The 20,230-nt window shown below is 70.3% G+C and carries 17 protein-coding genes; 7 read left to right on the top strand and 10 right to left on the bottom strand.

Features of this window, described 5'->3' with window-relative positions:
- The first annotated feature begins 1,023 nt into the window (after nt 1–1,023).
- Genes KIP79_RS44630 through KIP79_RS44615 form a run of 3 tightly spaced genes read left to right on the top strand, consistent with a single transcriptional unit; the run spans nt 1,024 to nt 4,119 of the window.
- Nucleotides 1,024–2,070 (top strand): type III polyketide synthase, encoded by a 1,047-nt coding sequence (locus KIP79_RS44630; protein WP_214111140.1) that lies wholly within the window; start codon nt 1,024–1,026, stop codon nt 2,068–2,070.
- Between the two features lie 7 nt (nt 2,071–2,077).
- Nucleotides 2,078–2,587, top strand: coding sequence for an isoprenylcysteine carboxyl methyltransferase family protein (locus KIP79_RS44625; protein ID WP_214111139.1), 510 nt, complete (start codon nt 2,078–2,080; stop codon nt 2,585–2,587).
- On the top strand, nt 2,584–4,119 hold the full coding sequence (locus KIP79_RS44615) for an NAD(P)/FAD-dependent oxidoreductase (protein WP_250214885.1): 1,536 nt from the start codon (nt 2,584–2,586) through the stop codon (nt 4,117–4,119). Before KIP79_RS44625 ends, KIP79_RS44615 begins: the two co-directional genes overlap by 4 nt.
- 284 nt (nt 4,120–4,403) lie before the next feature.
- Here KIP79_RS44615 and KIP79_RS44610 read toward each other — a convergent pair whose 3' ends face one another.
- Nucleotides 4,404–5,162 (bottom strand): hypothetical protein, encoded by a 759-nt coding sequence (locus KIP79_RS44610; RefSeq protein ID WP_214111138.1) that lies wholly within the window; start codon nt 5,160–5,162, stop codon nt 4,404–4,406.
- Between KIP79_RS44610 and KIP79_RS44605 the strand changes: the two genes are divergently transcribed.
- Entirely contained in the window at nt 5,155–5,472 is a 318-nt protein-coding gene (locus tag KIP79_RS44605) for a hypothetical protein (RefSeq protein WP_214111137.1), read from the top strand. The two genes, KIP79_RS44610 and KIP79_RS44605, sit on opposite strands and share 8 nt — an antisense overlap.
- A gap of 45 nt (nt 5,473–5,517) precedes the next feature.
- Here the strand turns inward: KIP79_RS44605 and KIP79_RS44600 are convergent, their stop codons facing one another.
- From KIP79_RS44600 to yczR, 3 genes are all read right to left on the bottom strand, one after another.
- On the bottom strand, nt 5,518–6,066 hold the full coding sequence (locus tag KIP79_RS44600; protein ID WP_214111136.1) for a hypothetical protein: 549 nt from the start codon (nt 6,064–6,066) through the stop codon (nt 5,518–5,520).
- A 589-nt stretch (nt 6,067–6,655) separates the two neighbouring features.
- Complete coding sequence (locus KIP79_RS44595; RefSeq protein WP_214111135.1) at nt 6,656–8,491, bottom strand: AMP-dependent synthetase/ligase; 1,836 nt, start codon at nt 8,489–8,491, stop codon at nt 6,656–6,658.
- Nucleotides 8,492–8,590: 99 nt separating this feature from the next.
- Nucleotides 8,591–10,015, bottom strand: coding sequence for a MocR-like transcription factor YczR (yczR, locus tag KIP79_RS44590; RefSeq protein ID WP_308170234.1), 1,425 nt, complete (start codon nt 10,013–10,015; stop codon nt 8,591–8,593).
- A gap of 63 nt (nt 10,016–10,078) precedes the next feature.
- On the opposite strand from yczR, the gene yczE reads away from it, so the two are divergent.
- Nucleotides 10,079–10,678, top strand: a complete 600-nt coding sequence (gene yczE, locus KIP79_RS44585) for a membrane protein YczE (RefSeq protein ID WP_214111134.1) — start codon at nt 10,079–10,081, stop codon at nt 10,676–10,678.
- 5 nt (nt 10,679–10,683) lie between these two features.
- Complete coding sequence (locus tag KIP79_RS44580) at nt 10,684–12,447, top strand: glycoside hydrolase family 15 protein (RefSeq protein WP_214111133.1); 1,764 nt, start codon at nt 10,684–10,686, stop codon at nt 12,445–12,447.
- A 6-nt stretch (nt 12,448–12,453) separates the two neighbouring features.
- Here the strand turns inward: KIP79_RS44580 and KIP79_RS44575 are convergent, their stop codons facing one another.
- Together KIP79_RS44575 and KIP79_RS44570 are read right to left on the bottom strand one after the other, a co-directional pair.
- Nucleotides 12,454–13,329, bottom strand: coding sequence for a hypothetical protein (locus tag KIP79_RS44575; protein WP_308170233.1), 876 nt, complete (start codon nt 13,327–13,329; stop codon nt 12,454–12,456).
- 98 nt (nt 13,330–13,427) lie between these two features.
- Complete coding sequence (locus tag KIP79_RS44570) at nt 13,428–14,345, bottom strand: S66 peptidase family protein (RefSeq protein ID WP_214111131.1); 918 nt, start codon at nt 14,343–14,345, stop codon at nt 13,428–13,430.
- Between the two features lie 31 nt (nt 14,346–14,376).
- On the opposite strand from KIP79_RS44570, the gene KIP79_RS44565 reads away from it, so the two are divergent.
- Nucleotides 14,377–15,258, top strand: coding sequence for a sulfotransferase family protein (locus tag KIP79_RS44565; RefSeq protein ID WP_214111130.1), 882 nt, complete (start codon nt 14,377–14,379; stop codon nt 15,256–15,258).
- On the opposite strand, the gene KIP79_RS50415 is transcribed toward KIP79_RS44565, so the two are convergent.
- The 4 genes from KIP79_RS50415 to KIP79_RS44545 all read right to left on the bottom strand — a co-directional run bounded on the left by KIP79_RS50415 (nt 15,233) and on the right by KIP79_RS44545 (nt 20,093).
- Nucleotides 15,233–17,116 carry an ABC transporter ATP-binding protein gene (locus tag KIP79_RS50415; protein ID WP_214111129.1) on the bottom strand — a complete coding sequence of 628 codons (1,884 nt, stop codon included), beginning with the start codon at nt 17,114–17,116 and terminating at the stop codon, nt 15,233–15,235. The two genes, KIP79_RS44565 and KIP79_RS50415, sit on opposite strands and share 26 nt — an antisense overlap.
- A gap of 62 nt (nt 17,117–17,178) precedes the next feature.
- Nucleotides 17,179–18,003, bottom strand: coding sequence for an enoyl-CoA hydratase/isomerase family protein (locus KIP79_RS44555; RefSeq protein ID WP_308170235.1), 825 nt, complete (start codon nt 18,001–18,003; stop codon nt 17,179–17,181).
- 161 nt (nt 18,004–18,164) lie between these two features.
- The gene (locus KIP79_RS44550; RefSeq protein ID WP_155336977.1) at nt 18,165–18,380 is read right to left on the bottom strand and encodes a helix-turn-helix domain-containing protein; all 216 of its coding nucleotides are present in this window, start codon (nt 18,378–18,380) and stop codon (nt 18,165–18,167) included.
- 114 nt (nt 18,381–18,494) lie between these two features.
- Complete coding sequence (locus KIP79_RS44545) at nt 18,495–20,093, bottom strand: ABC-F family ATP-binding cassette domain-containing protein (RefSeq protein WP_214111127.1); 1,599 nt, start codon at nt 20,091–20,093, stop codon at nt 18,495–18,497.
- Nucleotides 20,094–20,230 lie beyond the last annotated feature (137 nt).

The following is a 20,230-nucleotide window of genomic DNA, read 5'->3' as shown; positions in this document are numbered from 1 at the left end:
GCCCACCCACCCTCATGATCCTTCGGATCCGGACCCGGCTGCCGCCGGGGCGGTTGATCACCGCCCTCGCACAGGGGGATTGATTGCCGTGTGACTCCCGCCCCAGCCCGATTCGATCTCCGGCCCGACCGGGCTCGTACCGAGAAGGCGGGCCGCAACTACACGCGGGAGTTCATGATGGGAGTAGGCCCCAACTCAGCCGCATGCCCCTCCGAACGAACTCCCAGCTCACCCAGCCACTGACCCTCCACCGGAACCCCTCAACCCACCCAGCTCCTGACCTTCCACCGGAACTTCCCTAGCCACCCAGCCTGACGCTCTAAGGGAACTCTCCAACCCGCCCAGCCCTGGATCCACGACCGGAACCCCTCAACCCACCCAGCGCCTGACCTTCCACCGGAACTTCCCTAGCCACCCAGCCTGACGCTCTAAGGGAACTCTCCAACCCGCCCAGCCCTGGATCCACGACCGGAACCCCTCAACCCACCCAGCGCCTGACCTTCCACCGGAACTTCCCTAGCCACCCAGCCTGACGCTCTAAGGGAACTCTCCAACCCGCCCAGCCCTGGATCCACGACCGGGACCCTCAATCCCCCAGCGCCTGACCTTCCACCGGAACTTCCCTAGCCACCCAGCCTGACGCTCTAAGGGAACTCTCCAACCCGCCCAGCCCTTGACCCTCGGTTGAAGCTTTGTCGTCAGGGCACGCCCAAGGTTTGTACAACCCTGGGCAAAAACCTCGATTGTCGCATGTGGCGGCATAGCCAAGCTCTCGCAGGCAATCACCTTCTCGTAGTCGTATGTGGGTTTGGCCGGCCGCGTCGGTGGCTGGATTGAGCGGAGGGAGTGTCAGCGGCTGGAGAGAGGGAGACGCCGGCTGAGAACGGCCGGGGCGGGTCGCCTCCGGTGGGCCCGAGGTCACAGCCGGGCCGTTGTGCCGGAGGTGCGGGCGGTGTCACAGCGAGTGGCACAGCGGGGCCTTTAGACACAGGCGGCCAATGTCACGTCACATCAGGGAGCCAGATGTCGCGTATTTCGGCAGTTAAGAGTGTCCTTCCAGCTAACCGATACCCACAGGCCGAGATCACTGACGCGGTGGCCCGGATGTACTCGGGTGCCGACCGGCGGCTGATCGAGCGGTTGCACCGGAGTGCCAAGGTGGCCTACCGCAGTCTGGTCATGCCGTTGGACGACTACGACAAGCTCACCGGCTTCGGCATGGCCAACGACGTGTTCATCGAGGCGGCGGTGGAGCTGGGCGCGGAGGCGGTGGCGGGGGCCCTGGAGCGGGCGGGGCTGAGCGCTGCGGACGTTGACATGATCATGTTCACCACGGTGACGGGGGTGGCCGCGCCTTCCATCGACGCCCGGATCGCGGGGCGGCTGGGGCTGCGCCCGGACGTCAAGCGGGTGCCGCTGTTCGGGCTCGGCTGTGTCGGCGGGGCTGCCGGGATCGCCCGGCTTCACGACTACCTGCGCGGCTGGCCGGAGCACGTGGCGGTGCTGCTGTCGGTGGAGTTCTGCTCGCTCACCCTCCAGCGCGGCGACCTGTCCCCCGCCAACCTGGTGGCCGGGGCCCTGTTCGGGGACGGCGCCGCCGCCGTGGTGGCCGTCGGCGCCGACCACCCGGTACGGCTGGGGCCCGAGGTGGTCGCCACCCGGGGCCACCTCTACCCGAACTCGGAGCACGTGATGGGCTGGGACATCACCGACACCGGCTTCCGGGTGCTGCTGGACGCGGGCGTGCCGGACATCGCACGCGGCCACCTGGGGCCGGACGTGCGCGCCTTCCTGGCCGACCACGGGCTCGCCACAGAGGACGTCACGGCTTGGGTGTGCCACCCCGGGGGTCCCAAGGTGCTGGAGGCGGTGAGCGAGTCCCTGGAGCTCCCTCCGGGCGCGCTGGACGTCACCTGGCGGTCGCTGGCCGCGGTGGGAAACCTGTCCTCGGCGTCGGTGCTGCACGTGCTGGGGGACACCATGGCGCTTGGGCCGCCGCACGGGACCCCCGGGATGCTGATGGCGCTCGGGCCGGGTTTCTGTTCCGAACTCGTTCTGCTGACCTGGTAGGGGCGGTATGTGGTACACGGCGCTGGTGCTGCTGGTCGGGGTGGAGCGGCTGGCCGAGTTGGTGGTGGCTCGGCGGAACGAGCGGTGGAGTCTGGCCAGGGGCGGGGTGGTGTCCGGGCAGGGGCACTATCCGTGGATGGTGGCCCTGCACACGGGGCTGCTGGCCGGGTGCCTGGTGGAGGTGGCGGTGGCCGGGCGGCCGTTCCTGCCTTGGCTCGGGTGGCCGATGCTGGCCCTGGTCGTGGCGGCGCAGGGGCTGCGCTGGTGGTGCATCGCCACGCTCGGGCGGCAGTGGAACACCCGGGTGATCGTGGTGCCGGGCCTGCCGCTGGTGACCGGGGGGCCGTACCGGTGGCTCCGACATCCGAACTACCTGGCGGTGGCGGTGGAGGGGGCCGCCCTGCCGCTGGTGCACACGGCCTGGGTCACCGCCCTGGTGTTCACGCTGCTGAACGCGGTGCTGATGGTGGTCCGGATCCGGTGCGAGGAAGCGGCATTGCGGCTAGCGGCGACATGACCGAACTCGACAGAACCGAACGCGATAGAACCGACCCCGGCATGACCGAACTCGGCATGACCGAGCTCATCGGGACCGACCTCGGCATGATCGACCTCATCGTGGCGGGTGGCGGGCCCGCCGGGCTGGCGGTTGCGGTGCGGGCGGCGTTGGCCGGGCTGTCGGTGGTGGTCGTGGAGCCTCGGCCGGGGCCGATCGACAAGGCGTGCGGGGAGGGGCTGATGCCGTCCGGGGTGGCGGCGCTGGCCGCGCTGGGGGTGACGGTGGAGGGGTGGCCGCTGCGGGGCATCCGCTACTTGGACTCTCGGCACGACGTGGCCGCGGCCTTTCCCGGGGGACGGGAGGGGCTGGGCGTGCGCCGCACCACGCTGCACGCCGCGCTGGCGCGCCGGGCGCAGGAACTCGGCGTCCCGGTGCTGCACTCCCGGATCACGGCGATACGTCAGACCGCCGACCACATCCACGCACGGTATGGAGACGAGCCCGCACGGTACGGAAAGGAGGCCGGGCGGTACCGAGAGGAGCCCACGCGGTACCGAGAATGGTGCCGAGAGGAGCCTGAGCGGTATCGAGACAAGCCCGAACAGTACGGCGGAGAGGCGCTCGGACGGTATCGAGAGGAGCCCGGACGGTCTGGAGAGGAGCCTGGGCTCTATGGAGAGGAGCCCGGGCGGTACGGCGACGGGTCCGCGCGGTACAGCGAGGGATCCAGGCACAGCGAGGGATCCACACACAGCGAGGGATCCACACACAGCGGCGGGTCCGCGCGATACACCAAGGGATCCAGGCACACCGAGGGGTCCAGATACACCGAGGGGTCCAGATACACCGAGGGGTCCAGATACACCGAGGGGTCCAGATACACCGAGGGGTCCAGATACACCGAGGGGTCCGGGCGGTGGCTGCGGGCTCGGTGGCTGGTTGGTGCTGACGGCTTACACTCCACGATTCGCGAAATATCCGGACTCGCCGCTCCCCCGGCTCCCATCCGCCGGTACGGCCTGCGGCGCCACTACCCCGTCGCGCCCTGGACCGACCACGTGGAGGTGCACTGGTCGCCTGCCGGGGAGGCGTACGTGACCCCGGTGGGCCCCAACCTGGTGGGTGTGGCGGTGCTCACCTCCCGGCGCGGGAGCTACCCGGAGCAGCTGGCCGCCTTCCCGACCCTCGCCCCCCGCCTGTCGGCCCCGGCGATCACCCGGGCCAGGGGCGCGGGGCCGCTGCGGCAGCGGGCAAGGGGGCTGCGCGCGGGCCGAGTGCTGCTGGTAGGAGACGCCGCCGGGTACATGGACGCGCTCACCGGCGAGGGCGTCTCCCTGGCCTTACGCTCGGCGGAACTACTGATCCGGTGTCTGGCCGAGGACCAGCCGGAGGCGTACGAACCGGAGTGGCGCCGACTCACCCGCCGGCACCGACTACTCACCGGCGCGCTGCTGGCGGCCACAAACCGCCCGCCCACGGCTCGCTTGATCGTCCCAGCGGCGCGACGCCTCCCGGCCGTGTTCGGCGCGGCCGTGGCACTCCTGGCCTGACCTACTGGCCTGACCTACTGGCCAGACCTGGCCGCTCGACCTGGCCGCTCGACCTGGCCGCTCGACCTGGCCGCTTGCTCGACCTGGCCGCTTGCTCGACCTGGCAGCCCGACCTGGCAGCCCGACCTGGCAGCCCGACCTGGCAGCCCGACCTGGCAGCCCGACCTGGCGGGGCGACCTGCCCCCCAGCCTGCCCCCCGACCTGGACGACTGGCCTGGACCGGAGAAAACGGGAACGCCCGGCCCCCGCCAAGGGGAGCCGGGCGTTCACGTAGCTGTGGCGGTTACTTCTTGACGACCTTCACGTAGTCGTACGCCTCGGAGGAACCCAGGTGACGGTTTCCTTCGTAGCGGACACCCCAAGTACCGGACTTGAAGGCCTTGACCTCGGTGTAGAACGTGCCGTTGGGGTTGGTGTCGGTGGAGGTGATGTACTTCCACTTCTTCGAACCCTTGGGCAGGAAGTAAACGTCGATTTCCTCCCAGCCAAGCCGGTACCAGTCATGCCAGTACTTCCGGCCGTCGTAGCAGGAGTCGCCGCCGCCGTGCACGCTCACATAGTCGTCCCACTCGTAGTACCAGTCGCCGTAGCAACGGGCGACCTGAAGACGGCCTTCGAGGGCGAGCTTGCGGCCCGCCTTCACCGGCTCGGGGCTCGCGTCGAAGCCCACGATCCGGGTCGCCTTCGGTCCCTTGGGCGGGTTCCAGCGAACGTGCTTGACGAAGAAGGAGGCGTCGCCGTACACGGTCTTGCCGTTCACGCCCCAGGCGACCACACGGACGCTCCAGGCGCCGACGGCGTCCTTCCACCCGATGGTCTTGGTGAAGCGATCCGAGAACCAGACGGGCTCGTGCTTGCCGTACGACTTCAGTACTTCGTCCTTGGACTTGGAACCCCAAGGCCCGTCGTGCCCCTCGTCCCAGGGGTGACCCTTGGGAACGAAGAAGACCTTGGCGGCCTTGATGTCCACACCCCGGACGGTGACGGACACCGTCTCGGAGTCACGGTAGTTCTTGAGAACCACCGTGGAGGGGTTGACCACGATGCTCGTGATCCGGGGGTTAGGCGCAGGGTTGTGGCGCTCGTCCGGACTAGGGCTAGGGCTCGGGCTTGGGCTCGGGCTTGAACTCGGGCTTGAGCTCGTGCTCTCGCTGGGATCATCCGCGAACGCGGGACCCGCCGCCATCAGCGCCGAGACGCCGACGGCGGCCGCCACCAGGGCGGTTGCCATTCTTCTGACCATTGAGGGTGTTCCTCTCCCCGTTAAACCAACACGCTGCGGGGTACAGCGCGCCTACGTCATAGACGGTAAAAGCCAGGGAAAAGTTGCGTTCAAGACACCACAAAAATGATCACAATCTGGCAACGGAACGAGGGCTTTCCGCGTCTAATTCTGCTCAGTGCGAGCGTTCGCGCCGGGTGTCCGGCGCGTAGCGCGGTGTGCCCGGGAATTCGGCCCGGTACAAACCCTCCCCGATCGGGCGGACCCGCACATCGAACCAACCGTCACGGGACGTGACCGTCTTGGCCACCTGCCGCCAGACCTCCGACCCGGTACGCCGCTGCCTGATCACCACCGGCTGCCCCCTGAACGGGCGGAAGGCCGCGGGGCCAAGCGGATCCAGGCGCATCAGGCTGCCGCTGACCCGCACCCGGTCCCCTACGCGGTTCACGGCCACGCCGCGCAGACCGGTGACCCGCCGTAGCTGGAAGGTCGTGTACGCCTTGACGGTGTGCCCCTCGGCGTCGGCGGCCGTGGCGGTCACCGTCCACTTGCCGTGCGGATGCCAGCGCGACAGACCGGTCTCCGGCAGAAAACGCCAGGTCTCCCAGCCTGCGGCCGACGAAACCGGGCGAAGTCCACGGATCTCATGAAACCCCCGCAACCGCTGGAATCCCACCGCCGAAGGCGCACCATCACCCGATATTTCGGCACTTTCGGCCATGTCAGGATATTTACCGGTTTCAACAGATTTGCCGGAAATGCTGGGTACTCCTTCAGGATTCACTCCGGAAGGTCCCGACGACTCAGAGCCCCCGGACGCCCCGGATATCCCAGAAGACCCAGATCCACCAGAAGACCCAGATCCAGCGGAGGTCCCAGATCCCCCGGAACCCCCGGACGACCCCGACGGCTTCGCGGCCGGCCGCCTGGCCTCCTTCGGCGGGCGGCCCGGCTCCACCAGCACGGTCAGTCCGCCGTCCCCCGTTACCCCACGCGCCACCACGTCAATGGTCAGCTTCACCGACCCCTTCGCCCGCACCACCGGATCCGCCGGCCGCACGGTCACCGACCGGATCGCCAGCTCCGGCGCCACCGGCGGCGCGGGCGGCTGGGGCAGGATCTCGGCGCGGGCCGGGACGGCGGCCCCGGCCACGGCGGCCATGACGACGGTCACCAGGCAGAGAGTTTTTCTCGTCATGGCCAGGACCGTAGGCACCACACGGCAATGCGTTCCCAACCGACACACACCGTTGATGGCAAAACAAAGGGGCCGCCAGCACGGCGGCCCCTCGCCGGAGATCCTCAGGACGTCAGTCCACGTACATCCCGTCGATGATCTCCGCGTACTTGGCGTGGATGACCCGCCGCTTCAGTTTCAGGCTGGGCGTGAGCTCCTCGGTCTCGGGCGTCCACTCCACCGGCAGCAGCCGCCACTTCTTGATCTGCTGCACCCGGGCCAGCTTCTCGTTGGCGGTCTCCACCGCCGCCTCGACCGTCTTCAGCACGTCCGGGTGCTCGGCCAGCTCGGCCAGCGAGCCGAACGCGATGCCGTTGGCCTGCGCCCACCCCGGCGCCACCTCGCCGTCCAGGGTGAGGACGGCCACCGGGTAGGGCCGCCGGTCCCCGAAGGCGAGGGCCTGCCCGATGAGCGGGTGCTCCTTGAGGTAGTTCTCGATGTTGGCCGGGGAGATGTTCTCGCCTCCCGCGGTGATGATGAGCTCCTTCTTGCGGTCCACGATCCGGATGAAACCGTCCTCGTCGATGGAGCCCACGTCCCCGGTGTGCAGCCAGTCCTCCTCGTCCAGCAGTTCGGCGCTGGCCTCCGGCCGGTTGAGGTAGCCGCGGGTGTTGAGCGGGCTGCGGGTGAGGATCTCGCCGTCCTCGGCGATGCGCACCTCGACCCCGGGCTCGGCCCGGCCGACCGTGCCGAGGCGGTAGCTGGCGGGGCTGTTGGCGGTGAACGCGCCGGTGGTCTCGGTCATGCCGTACACGTCCAGGACCTTCAGGCCCAGGCCCGCGAAGAAGCGCTGCACCTCCAGCGGCATCGGCGCGGCGGCGCTGGCCAGCCAGCGGGCGTTCTCGAAGCCGATCATGGCCCGGATGATGGCCAGCAGGGCCGCGTCGGCCTGCTCGTAGGCGGCCTGGACCTCCGGGGTGACGGTGGCGCCGTGCTGGCCGGCCTCCACGTAGGCGAGCCCGGCCGCCATCGCCCTGCGCACGTTCTCCTGCTGCTCCTCCGGCTGGGTGGCCAGCAGCCCCTGGAGGCGGGCCATCATCTTCTCCCAGACCCGGGGCACGCCGAAGAACAGCACGGGCTTGACCGCGCCCAGGGTGGCCCCCAGGTTGGCCAGGTCGGTGCAGAAGTGGATGTGGGAGACCTTGAAGAGGGGCAGGTAGAGGCTGAGCACCCGCTCTGCGATGTGCGCGTAGGTGAGGTAGGAGATCTGGGTGCCCTGGGTGGGCAGCGAGGTCATGCGGTCGGTGGCGCCCACCTCGTAGAGGACGTTGGCGTGGGTGAGCGGCACGCCCTTGGGGTTGCCCGTGGTGCCGGAGGTGTAGAGCACGGTCACCGTGTCCTCGGGACCGACCGCCCGCCAGCGGGCCTCGGCGGCGTCCGGGTCGGCGGCCAGCGCCTGCGCCCCGAGTTCCAGGAAGCCCTCCCAGGACAGGTGGTCGCCGGTGGCCCCCTCCAGCATTATGATCTTGATGAGGGCGGGCAGCTCGCCCAGGACCGGCTCCCACCGGGCCAGCTCGGCCGGCCCGCCCAGGACGACGACCTTGGCCCCCACGTCCTGGGCCACGAAGGAGATCTGCTCCGGGGTGAAGGTGCTGTACACCGAGACGGGGACGGCCCCCGCGTGCACCGCGCCGAGGTCGGCCAGCACGTGCTCGCTGCGGTTGACCATCATCAGCGCGACCGCGTCGCCGGGGGCCACCCCCAGCGCCGCTAACCCCGCCGCGATCTCCAACGTCCGCTGGCGGGCCTGCGCGTAGGTCAGGGTGGACCAGCCGCCCTCCACCGGATCGGAGTAGGCGGGCGAGTCGGGGAACCGCTCGGCCGTCTCGGCGAGCTGCTGACAGATGGTCCGCCCGGCGATGTCCTGCTCGATCGCCGCGCGCTCCTCAAGAACGTGAGGATTCGCCATTCCGCTCCTCCGTAATGTGCTTTCCCACGGGATGGCCTGCATCGCATCACGTGTAAGCAACCCCTGACAACCCCTGCCCCGCCGGAAGATTCACCGGAATCACAGCGCGGGTGTGAGCGAGCGGCGCGGCCGTGCGCCCTGGCTTCCCCGGGCGGCGGCGATGCGGCGGACCGCGTCGGTGAGCACCTCCGGCGCCAGCGTGAACGGCAGGCGCAGGTGGCCTTCCAGCGCGCCGTCCACGCCGAACCAGGGCCCGGGCGCCAGCCGTACGCCGTGCGCGGCGGCGGCCTCCGCGAGCGGGGTGGCGGACGGGGTGTCCAGCCGGACCCAGAGGGAGCCCCCGCCGGTGGGCACCCGGAAGCTCCATTCGGGCAGCTCCTCCCGGAGCACGGCCACCAGGGCGGCCAGCGAGGCCCGCAGGTTGCGGCGGCGTTCGGCGCGGGTCGCCTCGATCACCTCGAACAGCCGGGCCACGGCCAGTTGCTCGAAGATCGCGCTGGCGATGTCCACGGCGGCCCGCTGCACGGCCAGGCGGCGGACCAGCTCCGCGCTGCCCCGGATCCAGCCGATGCGCAGCCCGCCCCACCAGAGCTTGGACGCCGAGCCGATGGTGACCACGTGGTTGCCGCTGTCGAAGACCCCCGTCGGCGGCACCGTCGTGCCCTCGTCCAGGGGCAGCTCGGCCCAGGTCTCGTCGACCAGCAGGGTGACGCCGTGCCGCCGTGCCGCCTCGGCCAGACGCGCGCGGTCCCCGGCGTCCATCAGGTGCCCGGTCGGGTTCTGGAAGTCGGGGATCAGGTACGCCAGCCGGGCCCCGGACTGCCGTACCGCGCTGACCACCAGATCGACGTAGCGCCCGTCGGCGGGGATGCCGACCGGCACCCGGTGCGCGCCGCGGAGGCGGAGCACGTCGATGGCGTGTGAGTAGGTGGGCGACTCGATGAGCACCGGGTCGCCGGGCGCGGCGAGCAGGGTCAGCAGCAGGTGCAGGGCGTGCTGCGCCCCGGTGGTGACGATGATCTGATCGGGACGGGTGGCCAGCCCGCGCGCGGTGTACCGGGCGGCGACGGCCTCCCGGAGGACGGGCAGGCCGAGGGGGTGGTAGCCCATGCCGAGGGTGAACCGGTGGTAGCCGGCGGCGGCGTCCGCGAACGCCTGCTCCAGCTGGGTGCACGCGGCCGGGGCCGCCGCGTGCAGCGGGATCAGCCTGTCGTCCGCGTCGTCCACCCAGGGGTTGCCGTCGCAGACGCTGGGGTCGGGCAGCGCGGTCCAGCTGCCCGCGCCCTGGCGGCTCTCCAGGTAGCCCTGGCCGCGCAGCCGGTCGTAGGCGGTGGTGACCGTGGTCCGGCTCACCCCGAGCGCCTCGGCCAGGTGGCGTTCCGCGGGCATCCGCACCCGGACCGGCAGCCGCCCGTCCAGGATGCGGTCGCGCACGGCGTCGGCCAGCGCCCGATAGTACGGCCGGGCCCCTGCGGGCACCTCGGCCACCCGAGCCAGCTGGCCCGCAGTCAGAAACCGTTCCACAAGGCCATTTTCCGGAATTGGCCCTTTATCGCAACCCAGGGCGGCCGACAGGATGCCAGAGCTATGACCGAGCTCTCCCTTTCCACGTCCTCACTGCCGGCCCGCCTGCTCCGGCTCTACACCGGCCTGGCCCTGTACGGCGCCGGCATCGGCCTGCAGATCGAGTCCACCCTCGGCAACGACCCCTGGGACGCCTTCCACCAGGGCCTGGCGGTCCGCACCGGCTGGTCCATCGGCACCTGGATCATCCTGGTCGGGGCCCTGGTCATGGTCTTCTGGATCCCGCTCCGGCAGAAGCCGGGCATCGGCACCATCAGCAACATCGTGCTGCTCGGCCTGTTCGCGGACGCCACCATCTGGCTGGCCCCCACCCCGAGCCACCTGGCGGTGCGCACGGCGTACCTGACCGTGGCGATCGTGCTGGTGGGCTTCGCCACCGCGCTCTACATCAGCGCCGGCCTCGGCCCGGGCCCACGCGACGGCCTGATGACCGGCCTGCACCGGCTCGGCCTGTCCATCCGGATGGCCCGCACCCTCATCGAGGTCTCCGTGCTGGTGACCGGCTGGCTCCTCGGCGGCGTGGTCGGCGTCGGCACGCTGGCCTTCGCACTGCTCATCGGCCCGTGCACACAGGTGTTCATGAGGTTGCTGAAGGTAACGTAGGCGGCATGCGGATCGAGGACTACGCGCTCATCGGCGACATGCACTCGGCGGCGCTGGTGGGGCGTAACGGCTCGATCGACTGGCTCTGCCTGCCCCGGTTCGACTCCCCCGCCTGCTTCGCGCGGCTGCTCGGCGAGCCGGGCAACGGCTCCTGGTGGCTGGGCGAGGCCTCCGGAGCCCCGGCCACCCGCCGGGCCTACCGCGAGGACACCCTCATCCTGGAGAGCGTCTGGGACACCCCGGGCGGCTCGGCGAAGGTGATCGACTTCATGCCGCCCCGGGCCGCCTGCCCCGCCCTGGTGCGGATCGTGGAAGGCGTCGCGGGCACGGTGGAGATGGCCACCGAGATCAGGATCCGGTTCGACTACGGCCGGATCGTGCCCTGGGTGCGCCGCGCCAACGGCCGCATCCGGGCCGTCGGCGGGCCCGACTCGGTCTGGCTGCACTCTACGGTCCCGCTGCGCGGCGGCGACTACAAGCACCGCGCCGACTTCCGGATCTCCGCGGGGGAACGCCAGGTCTTCGTCTTCACCTGGCACCCCTCGCACGAGCCGCCCCCCGACGAGCTGGACCCGCTCAAGCAACTGGACCAGACCGAGCGCGTGTGGACCGAGTGGGTCGCCTCCGGCACCCACCACGGCCCCTGGCGGGACGCGGTGGTCCGCTCGATGATCACCCTCAAGGCGCTCACCTACGACCCGACCGGCGGCATCGTGGCCGCCCCCACCACCTCGCTCCCCGAGAGCCTGGGCGGGGTCCGCAACTGGGACTACCGCTACTGCTGGCTGCGCGACGCCACCATGACCCTGGACGCGCTCATCGACTCCGGCTACCTCGCCGAGGCCGACGCCTGGCGGGAGTGGCTGCTGCGCGCCATCGCCGGCCGCCCGCAGGACCTCCAGATCATGTACGGCGTGGCCGGCGAACGCCGCCTCCCCGAGCTGACCCTGGACTGGCTGCCCGGCTACGGCGAATCCCGCCCGGTCCGGATCGGCAACGGCGCGGTGGACCAGCTCCAGCTGGACGTGTACGGCGAGGTGATCAACTGCCTCTACCAGTCCCGCAGGCACGGCCTGCACCCGGACCAGCACGCCTGGGCGCTGATGCGGAAGATGATGGACTTCATCGAGACCGGCTGGGAGCAGCCCGACGAGGGCCTGTGGGAGGTGCGCGGCCCCCGGCGGCACTTCACCCACTCCAAGGTGATGGCCTGGGTGGCCGCCGACCGGGCGGTCCGGCTCGTCGCCGAACTGGGCAGGGAGGGCCCGGCCGACCGCTGGCGGGCGCTCCGCGACCGCATCCACGCCGAGGTCTGCGCCAAGGGCTACGACGCGGAACGGAACACCTTCACCCAGTCCTACGGCTCGGCCGAGCTGGACGCGGCGCTGCTGCTCATCCCGAGCACGGGCTTCCTGCCGCCGGAGGACCCGCGGGTGCGCGGCACGGTGGCCGCGGTGGAGCGGGAGCTGAGCAGCGACGGCCTCCTGCTCCGCTACCCGGTCGCCGAGCAGAACCTGGTGGACGGCCTGCCCGGCGGCGAGGGCGCCTTCCTGGCCTGCAGCTTCTGGCTGGCCGGTGCCAAGGCCAGGATCGGCCGGCGGGACGAGGCCGTCGAGCTGTTCGAACGCCTGCTGGCCCTGCGCAACGACGTCGGCCTGCTGGCTGAGGAGTACGACACGCGCAACGGCCGCATGGTGGGCAACTTCCCCCAGGCGTTCAGCCACGTGCCCCTGATCCACACGGCGCAGGTGCTGAGCCGGCTCAGCTGAGCCGGCTCAGTTGGCGCTGCCGGCCAGGCGGGCGAGCAACCGGGCGAACTCGGGCGGCGGGGTGACCACCAGGCGCACCTGGCCGTCCTGGGCGACCAGGTCGGCCTGGATGCGGGTGAGCCGGTCCTGGTGCCACCAGTAGACGTGCGGGCTCAGCCCGTCCGCGCGCCGCTCGTCGAACTCGCGCTGGGCGTACAGGCGCATCCGCTCCAGGGCCCGGACCACGCCGATCCCCTCCACCGGGTGCACCGCGATGGCGCCCGCGTGCGGCAGCACCACCAGCACCCCGTCGGCGGGGGCGGGCAGCCGCCGCAGGTGGGCGACGGCCGTCGGGGCGGTGAGCAGGCGCACGTTGACGCCGCCGAGGTTCAGGTGCTCGGCGGTGAGCCGCTCGTCGGACAGGGCGTTGGCCAGCGCCACGTCCAGCGCCTCGGCGGGCGGGATGGGCCAGCAGAACGCCTCCTCCGGCCGGACCGGGCGCCCGCCGATGGTGAGCACCTCGATCAGGTCGGCGCTCAGGTGGCGGCCGATGATCCGGGAGGGGTCGGGGATGGCGGGGTCGTCGGCGGCGTGCACCCGGGTGCGCAGCAGCGGCTTGATCCGGGGCAGGTTGCAGGCGTCGAAGGGCTCGCCGGAGACGGCGTGCGAAAGGTGCTCGGAGACCAGCATCGGCCAGTCCTCCCGGGACCGCCGCGCCGCCTCCCGCCGGAGTCCGACCAGGTTGACGGTGCGGACCGGGCCGGTGCCGTCCCGTTCCCCCATCAGGAGTGAGGTGCCGTCGTTCTCGAATGTGCAGGTGTAGCCCATCGAATCCACGACAAGCCCGAGCAGCGAGTCGAGGTCGACATCCTCTACCGCTCTGGGCTGCGACTCTGGCTCCACTGGCTGCACGGGCTGTTCGGTCCGCATTCGACCGCGTAGCCGCCGCAACAGACCCAATGCACCATCCCTCCGCCGCCTTTTAGTTGAAAAAGCCAGCTTCAGAGTGCCTTGTCATGGTCGCTAAACAGCGGCGCTAGAGAGCACGATTCGGTATCAATGACCCCATCTGTCCCGAGCCACACACTGAACTGTGGTGATCCGTGACCTACCGGCAGCCCCGCGACGATCGGCACTCCCAGCGGCAGCAGCCGCTCCGCCAGTACCGGCAGCACGTCGCCGCACTCCACCCAGGAGCCGAGCGCGAACCCCTTCACGCCATCGAACGCTCCATTCTGGAGCAACTGGGTCAGCATACGGTCCACCCGGTAGGGCGCCTCCGCCACGTCCTCGAGCAGCACCAGGTGGCCTTCGGCCCGCAGCTCGTACGGCGTGCCGCAGAGCGAGGCCAGCATGGTCAGGTTGCCCCCGGTCACCGGCCCCACCGCCCGGCCGGGCGAGAGCACCCGCTCGCCCGGCACCGGCCGCGCCGCCGCCCCGGCGAAGAGCGTCTCGTGCAACTGTCCCAGCGTGAACGGCTCGGGCCCCTCCACGTCGGACAGCGTGGCGCCGGCCGGCATCGGCCCGAACACGGTGGGCAGGCCCAGCCGCCGGGCGAAGGCCAGGTGCAGCGCGGTGATGTCGCTGGACCCCACCAGGATCTTCGGCCCGGCCGCCTTCATGGCGTCCCAGTCCAGCAGGTCGAGCAGCCGGGTGGCGCCGTACCCGCCGCGGGCGCAGAGCACGGCCGCCACGTCGGAGTCGCACCAGGCCTCCTGGAGGTCGGCCGCCCTGGCCGAGTCCGGCCCGGCCAGATAGGTCCTGCGGGAGAACATCCGGGAGCCGAGCACGACGTTGAGCCCCAGGTCGACGAGCACGCGCCTACCCCGCCAGAGACGCTGGACGTCGACCGGCCCGGACGGCGCGACAATGGCCACGGTGTCGCCGGGACGCAGCCGCGGCGGGGTGCGTTCATGCACCCCCCAAAGGGTGTCAGACTAGGGCTCACCTATGCGACATCCGACCCACATCTTGGTGGTAAACGGCGTAAAGGTCCGTCAGCCGGTCTTCGTGCTCGGCGCTCCGCATTCCGGCGCGGACCTGCTCGCGCGCGCTCTCAAGCGCACCCCCGGATTTCACCTGACCATGGGCCGGGCGGCGGTGGCCCGTACGGTGTACGCCTTCGCCCGCAAGCCGTCCATCGCCCGCAGCGGCGGCGCGCCCCGGGTCATCCGGGACGTGTTCGCCGAGGCCTGGCAGGTGATGCCGGGCGCGTGCGGAGAGTGCGCGGCGACCTGCCGGGAGGCGGGCGGCATCGTGGGCGCCGGGCCCTGCGTGGCCGCCGACGCGCTGACCCGGTTCGGGGACGCCAGCCCCGACCTGCTCTACAGCGCCCCCGTGCTGCTCCAGGCGTTCCCCGACGCCCGGTTCGTCCAGCTGATCAGGGACGGCCGGGACGTGGTCGCCGACATGCTGGCCGACCCGGCCACCATGGCCTGGTTCAAGCCGCACATGCTGTCGGAGGACGCCGAGTTCCCCAACCCGTTCCTGGGCGTCAACTCGGCCAAGCACCGGGACCGCTGGAAGGAGATGGCCGGCGCGGGCAAGAGCGCGCTGCGCTGGCGGGCCGCCATCCGGCTCAGCGCGGTGCTACGCCGGGAACTCCCCCGCGAGCAGCTGCTCACCCTCCGCTACGAGGACCTGCACCGCTCCCCCGGCGAGACGATCGAGACGCTGTCCGACTTCCTGGGCACCCAGATCTCCACCATCGCCCTGTACGGCACCAGCGCGCCCCGGGTCGGCATCTGGCGGCGGCGCCTGTCCGCCGACGACGTGCAGATCGTGGAGAAGGTGGGGCGGGAGGAGCTCAAGAAGCTGGGATACCAGACGTGAACTGGGTGCGGTACAGCTCGGCGTAGACGCCGTCCTTGGCCAGGAGTTCCTCGTGGCGGCCCCGCTCGGCTATCCGGCCGTCCTGGACGACCAGGATGGTGTCGGCCTCCCGGATGGTGGAGAGGCGGTGCGCGATCACCAGCGAGGTGCGCCCGCGCAGCGCGCTCTTCAGCGCCTTCTGCACGGCCGCCTCCGACTCCGAGTCCAGGTGCGCGGTGGCCTCGTCCAGCACCACCACGTCGGGCGCCTTGAGCAGCAGCCGGGCCAGCGCCATGCGCTGCTTCTCCCCGCCGGACAGGCGGTAGCCACGGTCCCCGACCACGGTCTCCAGACCCTCGGGCAGGCTACGCACCAGGTCGCCGATCTGGGCGGCCGTCAGGGCCTCCCAGATCTCCTCCTCGGTGGCCTCCGGGCGGGCGTAGCGCAGGTTGTTGCCGATGGTGTCGTGGAACAGGTGGGCGTCCTGCATGACCACGCCCACGGTGTCGCGCAGGCTGTCCAGGGTGGCGTCCCGGACGTCCAGGCCGTTCAGCCGCACGGCGCCCTCGGTGACGTCGTACAGGCGGGAGACCAGCGCGGTGGTGGTGGTCTTGCCGGCCCCTGAGTGGCCCACCAGGGCGACCAGCTCGCCCGGGCGGGCGGTGAAGGTGACCCCGTTGAGCACCTGGGCGGGCTCGCCGGACTCGGGGCGGGCCACCGTCTCCAGCGAGGCCAGCGAGACCTCGGCGGCGGCCGGGTAGCGGAAGCGCACGTCGTCGAACTCGATGGTGACCGGGCCCGGCGGGATCGGGCGGGCGTCCGGCTTCTCGGCCACCATGGGCTTGAGGTCGAGCACCTCGAAGACCCGGTCGAAGCTGACCAGCGCGGTCATCACGTCCACGTGCACGTTGGACAGGCTGGTGAGCGGGCCGTACAGGCGCATCAGCAGGGCCGACATGGCGACCAGGGTGCCCAGCTGGAAGGCGCCGTCGACGGCCAGCACGCCGCCGAAGCCGTACACCAGGGCGGTGGCCAGGGCGGCGATCAGGCCGAGCGCGACGCGGAAGACGGTGCCGTACATGGCCACCGTGATGCCGATGTCGCGGACCCGGGCGGCCCGCTCGCCGAAGTAGACGGCCTCGTCGTCGGGGCGGCCGTAGAGCTTGGCGACCATGGCCCCGGCCACGTTGAAGCGCTCGGTCATCACCGAGCCCATCTCGGCGTCCAGTTGCATCTGCTCGCGGGTCAGGCCGGACATGCGGCGGCCCACCCACTTGGCGGGCAGCACGAAGATCGGCAGCATGGCCAGCGCCACCAGGGTGATCTGCCAGGACAGCACCAGCATGGTGGCCATCACGATGATCAGCCCGATCACGTTGGACACGATCGAGGACAGGGTGCTGGTGACGGCCCGCTGGGCGCCGATCACGTCGGAGTTGAGCCGGGAGACCAGGGCGCCGGTCTGGGCCCGCATGAAGAACGCCACCGGCATGCGCTGCACGTGGTCGAAGACCTCGGTGCGCAGGTTGTAGATCAGGCCCTCCCCGATGCGGGCCGAGAACCAGCGTTCCGCCATGGTGAGCAGGGCGTCCACCAGGGCGAGTCCGGCGATGCCGAGGGCCAGCCCGATCACCAGGTCCGCCCGCTTCTGCGGGATGCCGGTGTCGATGATGGCCTTCACCAGCAGCGGGTTGGCGATGACGATCATCGCCTGCAGCACGGTGAAGCCGAGGAAGGCGATGATCTGCCAGCGGAAGGCGGCGGCGTACCCGCCGATCCGCCGCACGGTGCCCGGTGCGATGCGTTCCTGCATCACGGAGTTGTCGCGGCGCATCGAGCGCATCACCTGGAGGCCGTAGCCTCCGCCCATCATCGCCATGGCCGACCCTCGGGTGTAATCACGTAATCAGATAACTCCTGAAATTTCCGGATGATTCCGGCTCAGCCGGAGGCGAACAGGGTTCTGATCCTGACCACCTGCTCGGCCCTTTCGGCTGCCGCCTGCTCGGTCAGGGTGCGCCCCGGCGCGGCCTGGAGCAGGCGCTTGGTGGCGGTCGCGGCGCCCCGGTCGGTGGCCAGCAGCGCCGCCGCCAGATCCTGTACGGCCTGGCCCAGCTCGGCCACCGGGACCGCCAGTTCGGCCAGGCCCAGCCGTACCGCCTCGTCGGCGCCCACGGTGCGGGCGGTCAGGCAGAGTTCGATGGCCCGGGGCACGCCGACCAGATCGACCAGCGGTTTGGTGCCGGTCAGGTCGGGGACCAGGCCGAGGGCGGGCTCCTTCATGCAGAATCGCACGTCGTCGGCGACCACCCGCAGGTCGCAGGCGAGCGCCAGCTGGAAGCCCGCGCCGATGGCGTGACCCTGCACGGCCGCGATCGAGACGATGTCCGGGCGGCGTAGCCACAGGAAGCCACGCTGGGCGTCCGCGATCCGTTTCTCGAAGTCGCCTTCTTCAAGAGACGCGACCGAAGCGAACGAGCCCTGCCCGGGCACCCCTTCCGGCGTGAACATGCGCAGGTCGATGCCCGCTGAGAAGGACGGCCCCTCGCCTTTCACGACGACGACCCGCACCTGGCTCGGAAGACTCTCCCCGATCCGGGCCAGGGCCGACCAGGTGGCGAACGTCTGAGCGTTCCGCTTGCCCGGCCGGTCCAGCGTGATCGTGCCGATCTCGCCGTCCACCTCGAAGCGCAGTCCGATCTCCGCGAGCTCTTTCTCACTGAGCTCACTCGCCGAGACGGCCTCCGCACTCCCCCCAAGACTCACGTCCACGACCACTCCCTTCGCTGCGGTCGCGCCCGAGCCTACCGAATGTTATTCGGCTGCACGGGCGCGGCCGCTCGCGGAAAAACCTTTCGGGCAACCCTCTCGGTGACCCTTCCGGAAACGCGGAGTGAGCGGCTGCGGTCGCTTACTGTGAGGCGGATCTAGCGCTTGGACTTGCCTCGGGTCGCCCCGCCACGCCCCCGTAGAGTCACGCCGGACTCGCTGAGAATGCGGTGGATGAACCCGTACGACCGGCCGGTGGAAGCGGCCAGCGCGCGGATGCTCTCCCCCGCGGCGTAGCGCTTCTTGAGATCGCTGGCCAGTTTTTCCCGGTCGGCCCCGGTCACCCGGGTGCCTTTCTTAAGAGTCTCGGCCACGAGTACCTCCTGTAGTGCCAGACTTCCGCAGCGTTACTCACGCCATGATCAGTCATTTCGGCGGGATCGGCTACCTACTCCCAGGGAAAAGATCCGTACCCGGCAAAATTACGATCACGCGAGTGCCACAAGATCGGAAAATTCGTCGCTCCAAGCGTCTTCGATTCCGTCAGGTAGCAAGATCACCCTATCCGGTTGTAGGGCCTCAACGGCGCCCTCATCGTGCGTGACTAGGACAATCGCTCCAGAATAGGACCGCAGCGCGGCCAGCACCTGCTCCCGGGAGGCCGGGTCGAGGTTGTTGGTGGGCTCGTCGAGCAGTAGCACGTTGGCGCTTGAAAGAACCAGGGTCGCCAGCGCCAGGCGGGTCTTCTCGCCGCCGGAGAGCACCCCGGCGGGCTTGTCCACGTCGTCCCCGCTGAACAGGAACGACCCGAGGGTGCTGCGCAGCTCCACGTCGGCCAGGTCGGGCCCGGCCGAGCGCATGTTCTCCAGCACGGTGCGCGCCGGGTCGAGCGTCTCGTGCTCCTGCGCGTAGTACCCGATCCGCAGGCCGTGGCCGGGGCGCACCTCGCCGGTGTCAGGCTTCTCCATGCCGGCCAGGATGCGCAGCAGGGTGGTCTTGCCGGCGCCGTTGAGGCCCAGGATGACCACCCGGGTGCCCCGGTCCACCGCCGCGTCCACGTCGGTGAAGACCTCCAGCGAGCCGTACGACTTGGACAGTTCCACGGCGGTCAGCGGGGTGCGCCCGCACGGGGCGGGGGCGGGGAAGCGCAGTTTGGCGACCTTGTCGGAGCGGCGCTCGCCCTCCAGGCCGGACAGCAGCCGCTCGGCGCGGCGGGTCATGTCCTGCGCGGCCTTGGCCTTGGTGGCCTTGGCCCGCATCTTGTCGGCCTGCGAGAGCAGCGCGGTGGCCTGCCGCTCGGCGTTGGCCCGCTCCCGCTTGCGCCGCTTCTCGTCGGTCTCGCGCTGGGTCAGGTACGCCTTCCAGCCGACGTTGTAGGTGTCGATCACGCAGCGGTTGGCGTCCAGGTGCAGGACGCGGTTTACCGTCGCTTCAAGTAGGCCAACGTCGTGGCTGATAATGATCAAACCGCCTTGGTGTGATCGCAAAAAATCACGAAGCCACCCGATTGAGTCCGCATCGAGGTGGTTTGTGGGCTCGTCCAAGAGGAGAGTCTCCGCGCCGGAGAACAGAATCCTGGCCAGTTCGACCCGGCGCCGCTGGCCTCCGGAGAGGGTTTCCAGCGGCTGCTTCAGGATGCGGTCGGGCAGGCCCAGGCTGGAGGCGATGGAGGCGGCCTCGGACTCGGCCGCGTACCCGCCGAGCACGTGCAGCCGGTCCTCCAGGCGGCCGTACGCGCGGACCGCCTTGTCCCTGGCCCGTTCGTCGGACGAGGACATGCCGAGTTCGGCTTTTCGCAGGTCGCGGATGACCTCGTCGAGGCCGCGGGCGGACAGGATGCGGTCGCGGGCCAGCACCTGGAGGTCGCCGGTGCGGGGGTCCTGGGGCAGGTAGCCCACGCTGCCGGAGGTGGTTACCGTGCCGGTGGCGGGGATGCCCTCACCGGCCAGGACCCTGGTCAGGGTGGTCTTCCCGGCTCCGTTCCGGCCGACCAACCCGATCTTGTCCCCGGGATTGACCCGGAACGTGGCCTTCTCGATGAGCAGGCGCGATCCGGCGCGCAGTTCGACGTCAGTAGCAATGATCATGATTAACGGACACTCCGTACAAGGTGGCTGAGGGAAACCCGGATACGTGGGGGTCGATCAATCTGGAGTGCCCATGGCGCCAATTGTATGGCCGACTCCATCCAGCGATTGGCTTCCGCGGTTATCCCACCCACCCA

This window comes from Acrocarpospora catenulata, from assembly GCF_018476525.1.
GTDB lineage: Bacteria > Actinomycetota > Actinomycetes > Streptosporangiales > Streptosporangiaceae > Acrocarpospora > Acrocarpospora catenulata.
Note: the sequence above shows the minus strand (reverse complement) of the source record. Positions and strands in the feature narration are given on the sequence as shown.

Excerpts from the sequence above, each read along its gene's own strand:
- KIP79_RS44615 (WP_250214885.1), top strand. The coding sequence starts at position 2,584 with ATGACCGAACTCGACAGAACCGAACGCGATAGAACCGACCCCGGCATG.
- KIP79_RS44565 (WP_214111130.1), top strand. The coding sequence starts at position 14,377 with ATGCGACATCCGACCCACATCTTGGTGGTAAACGGCGTAAAGGTCCGT.
- KIP79_RS50415 (WP_214111129.1), bottom strand. The coding sequence starts at position 17,116 with ATGGCGATGATGGGCGGAGGCTACGGCCTCCAGGTGATGCGCTCGATG.
- KIP79_RS44600 (WP_214111136.1), bottom strand. The coding sequence starts at position 6,066 with ATGGCCGAAAGTGCCGAAATATCGGGTGATGGTGCGCCTTCGGCGGTG.
- KIP79_RS44630 (WP_214111140.1), top strand. The coding sequence starts at position 1,024 with ATGTCGCGTATTTCGGCAGTTAAGAGTGTCCTTCCAGCTAACCGATAC.
- KIP79_RS44625 (WP_214111139.1), top strand. The coding sequence starts at position 2,078 with ATGTGGTACACGGCGCTGGTGCTGCTGGTCGGGGTGGAGCGGCTGGCC.
- KIP79_RS44545 (WP_214111127.1), bottom strand. The coding sequence starts at position 20,093 with ATGATCATTGCTACTGACGTCGAACTGCGCGCCGGATCGCGCCTGCTC.
- yczE (WP_214111134.1), top strand. The coding sequence starts at position 10,079 with ATGACCGAGCTCTCCCTTTCCACGTCCTCACTGCCGGCCCGCCTGCTC.
- KIP79_RS44595 (WP_214111135.1), bottom strand. The coding sequence starts at position 8,491 with ATGGCGAATCCTCACGTTCTTGAGGAGCGCGCGGCGATCGAGCAGGAC.
- KIP79_RS44580 (WP_214111133.1), top strand. The coding sequence starts at position 10,684 with ATGCGGATCGAGGACTACGCGCTCATCGGCGACATGCACTCGGCGGCG.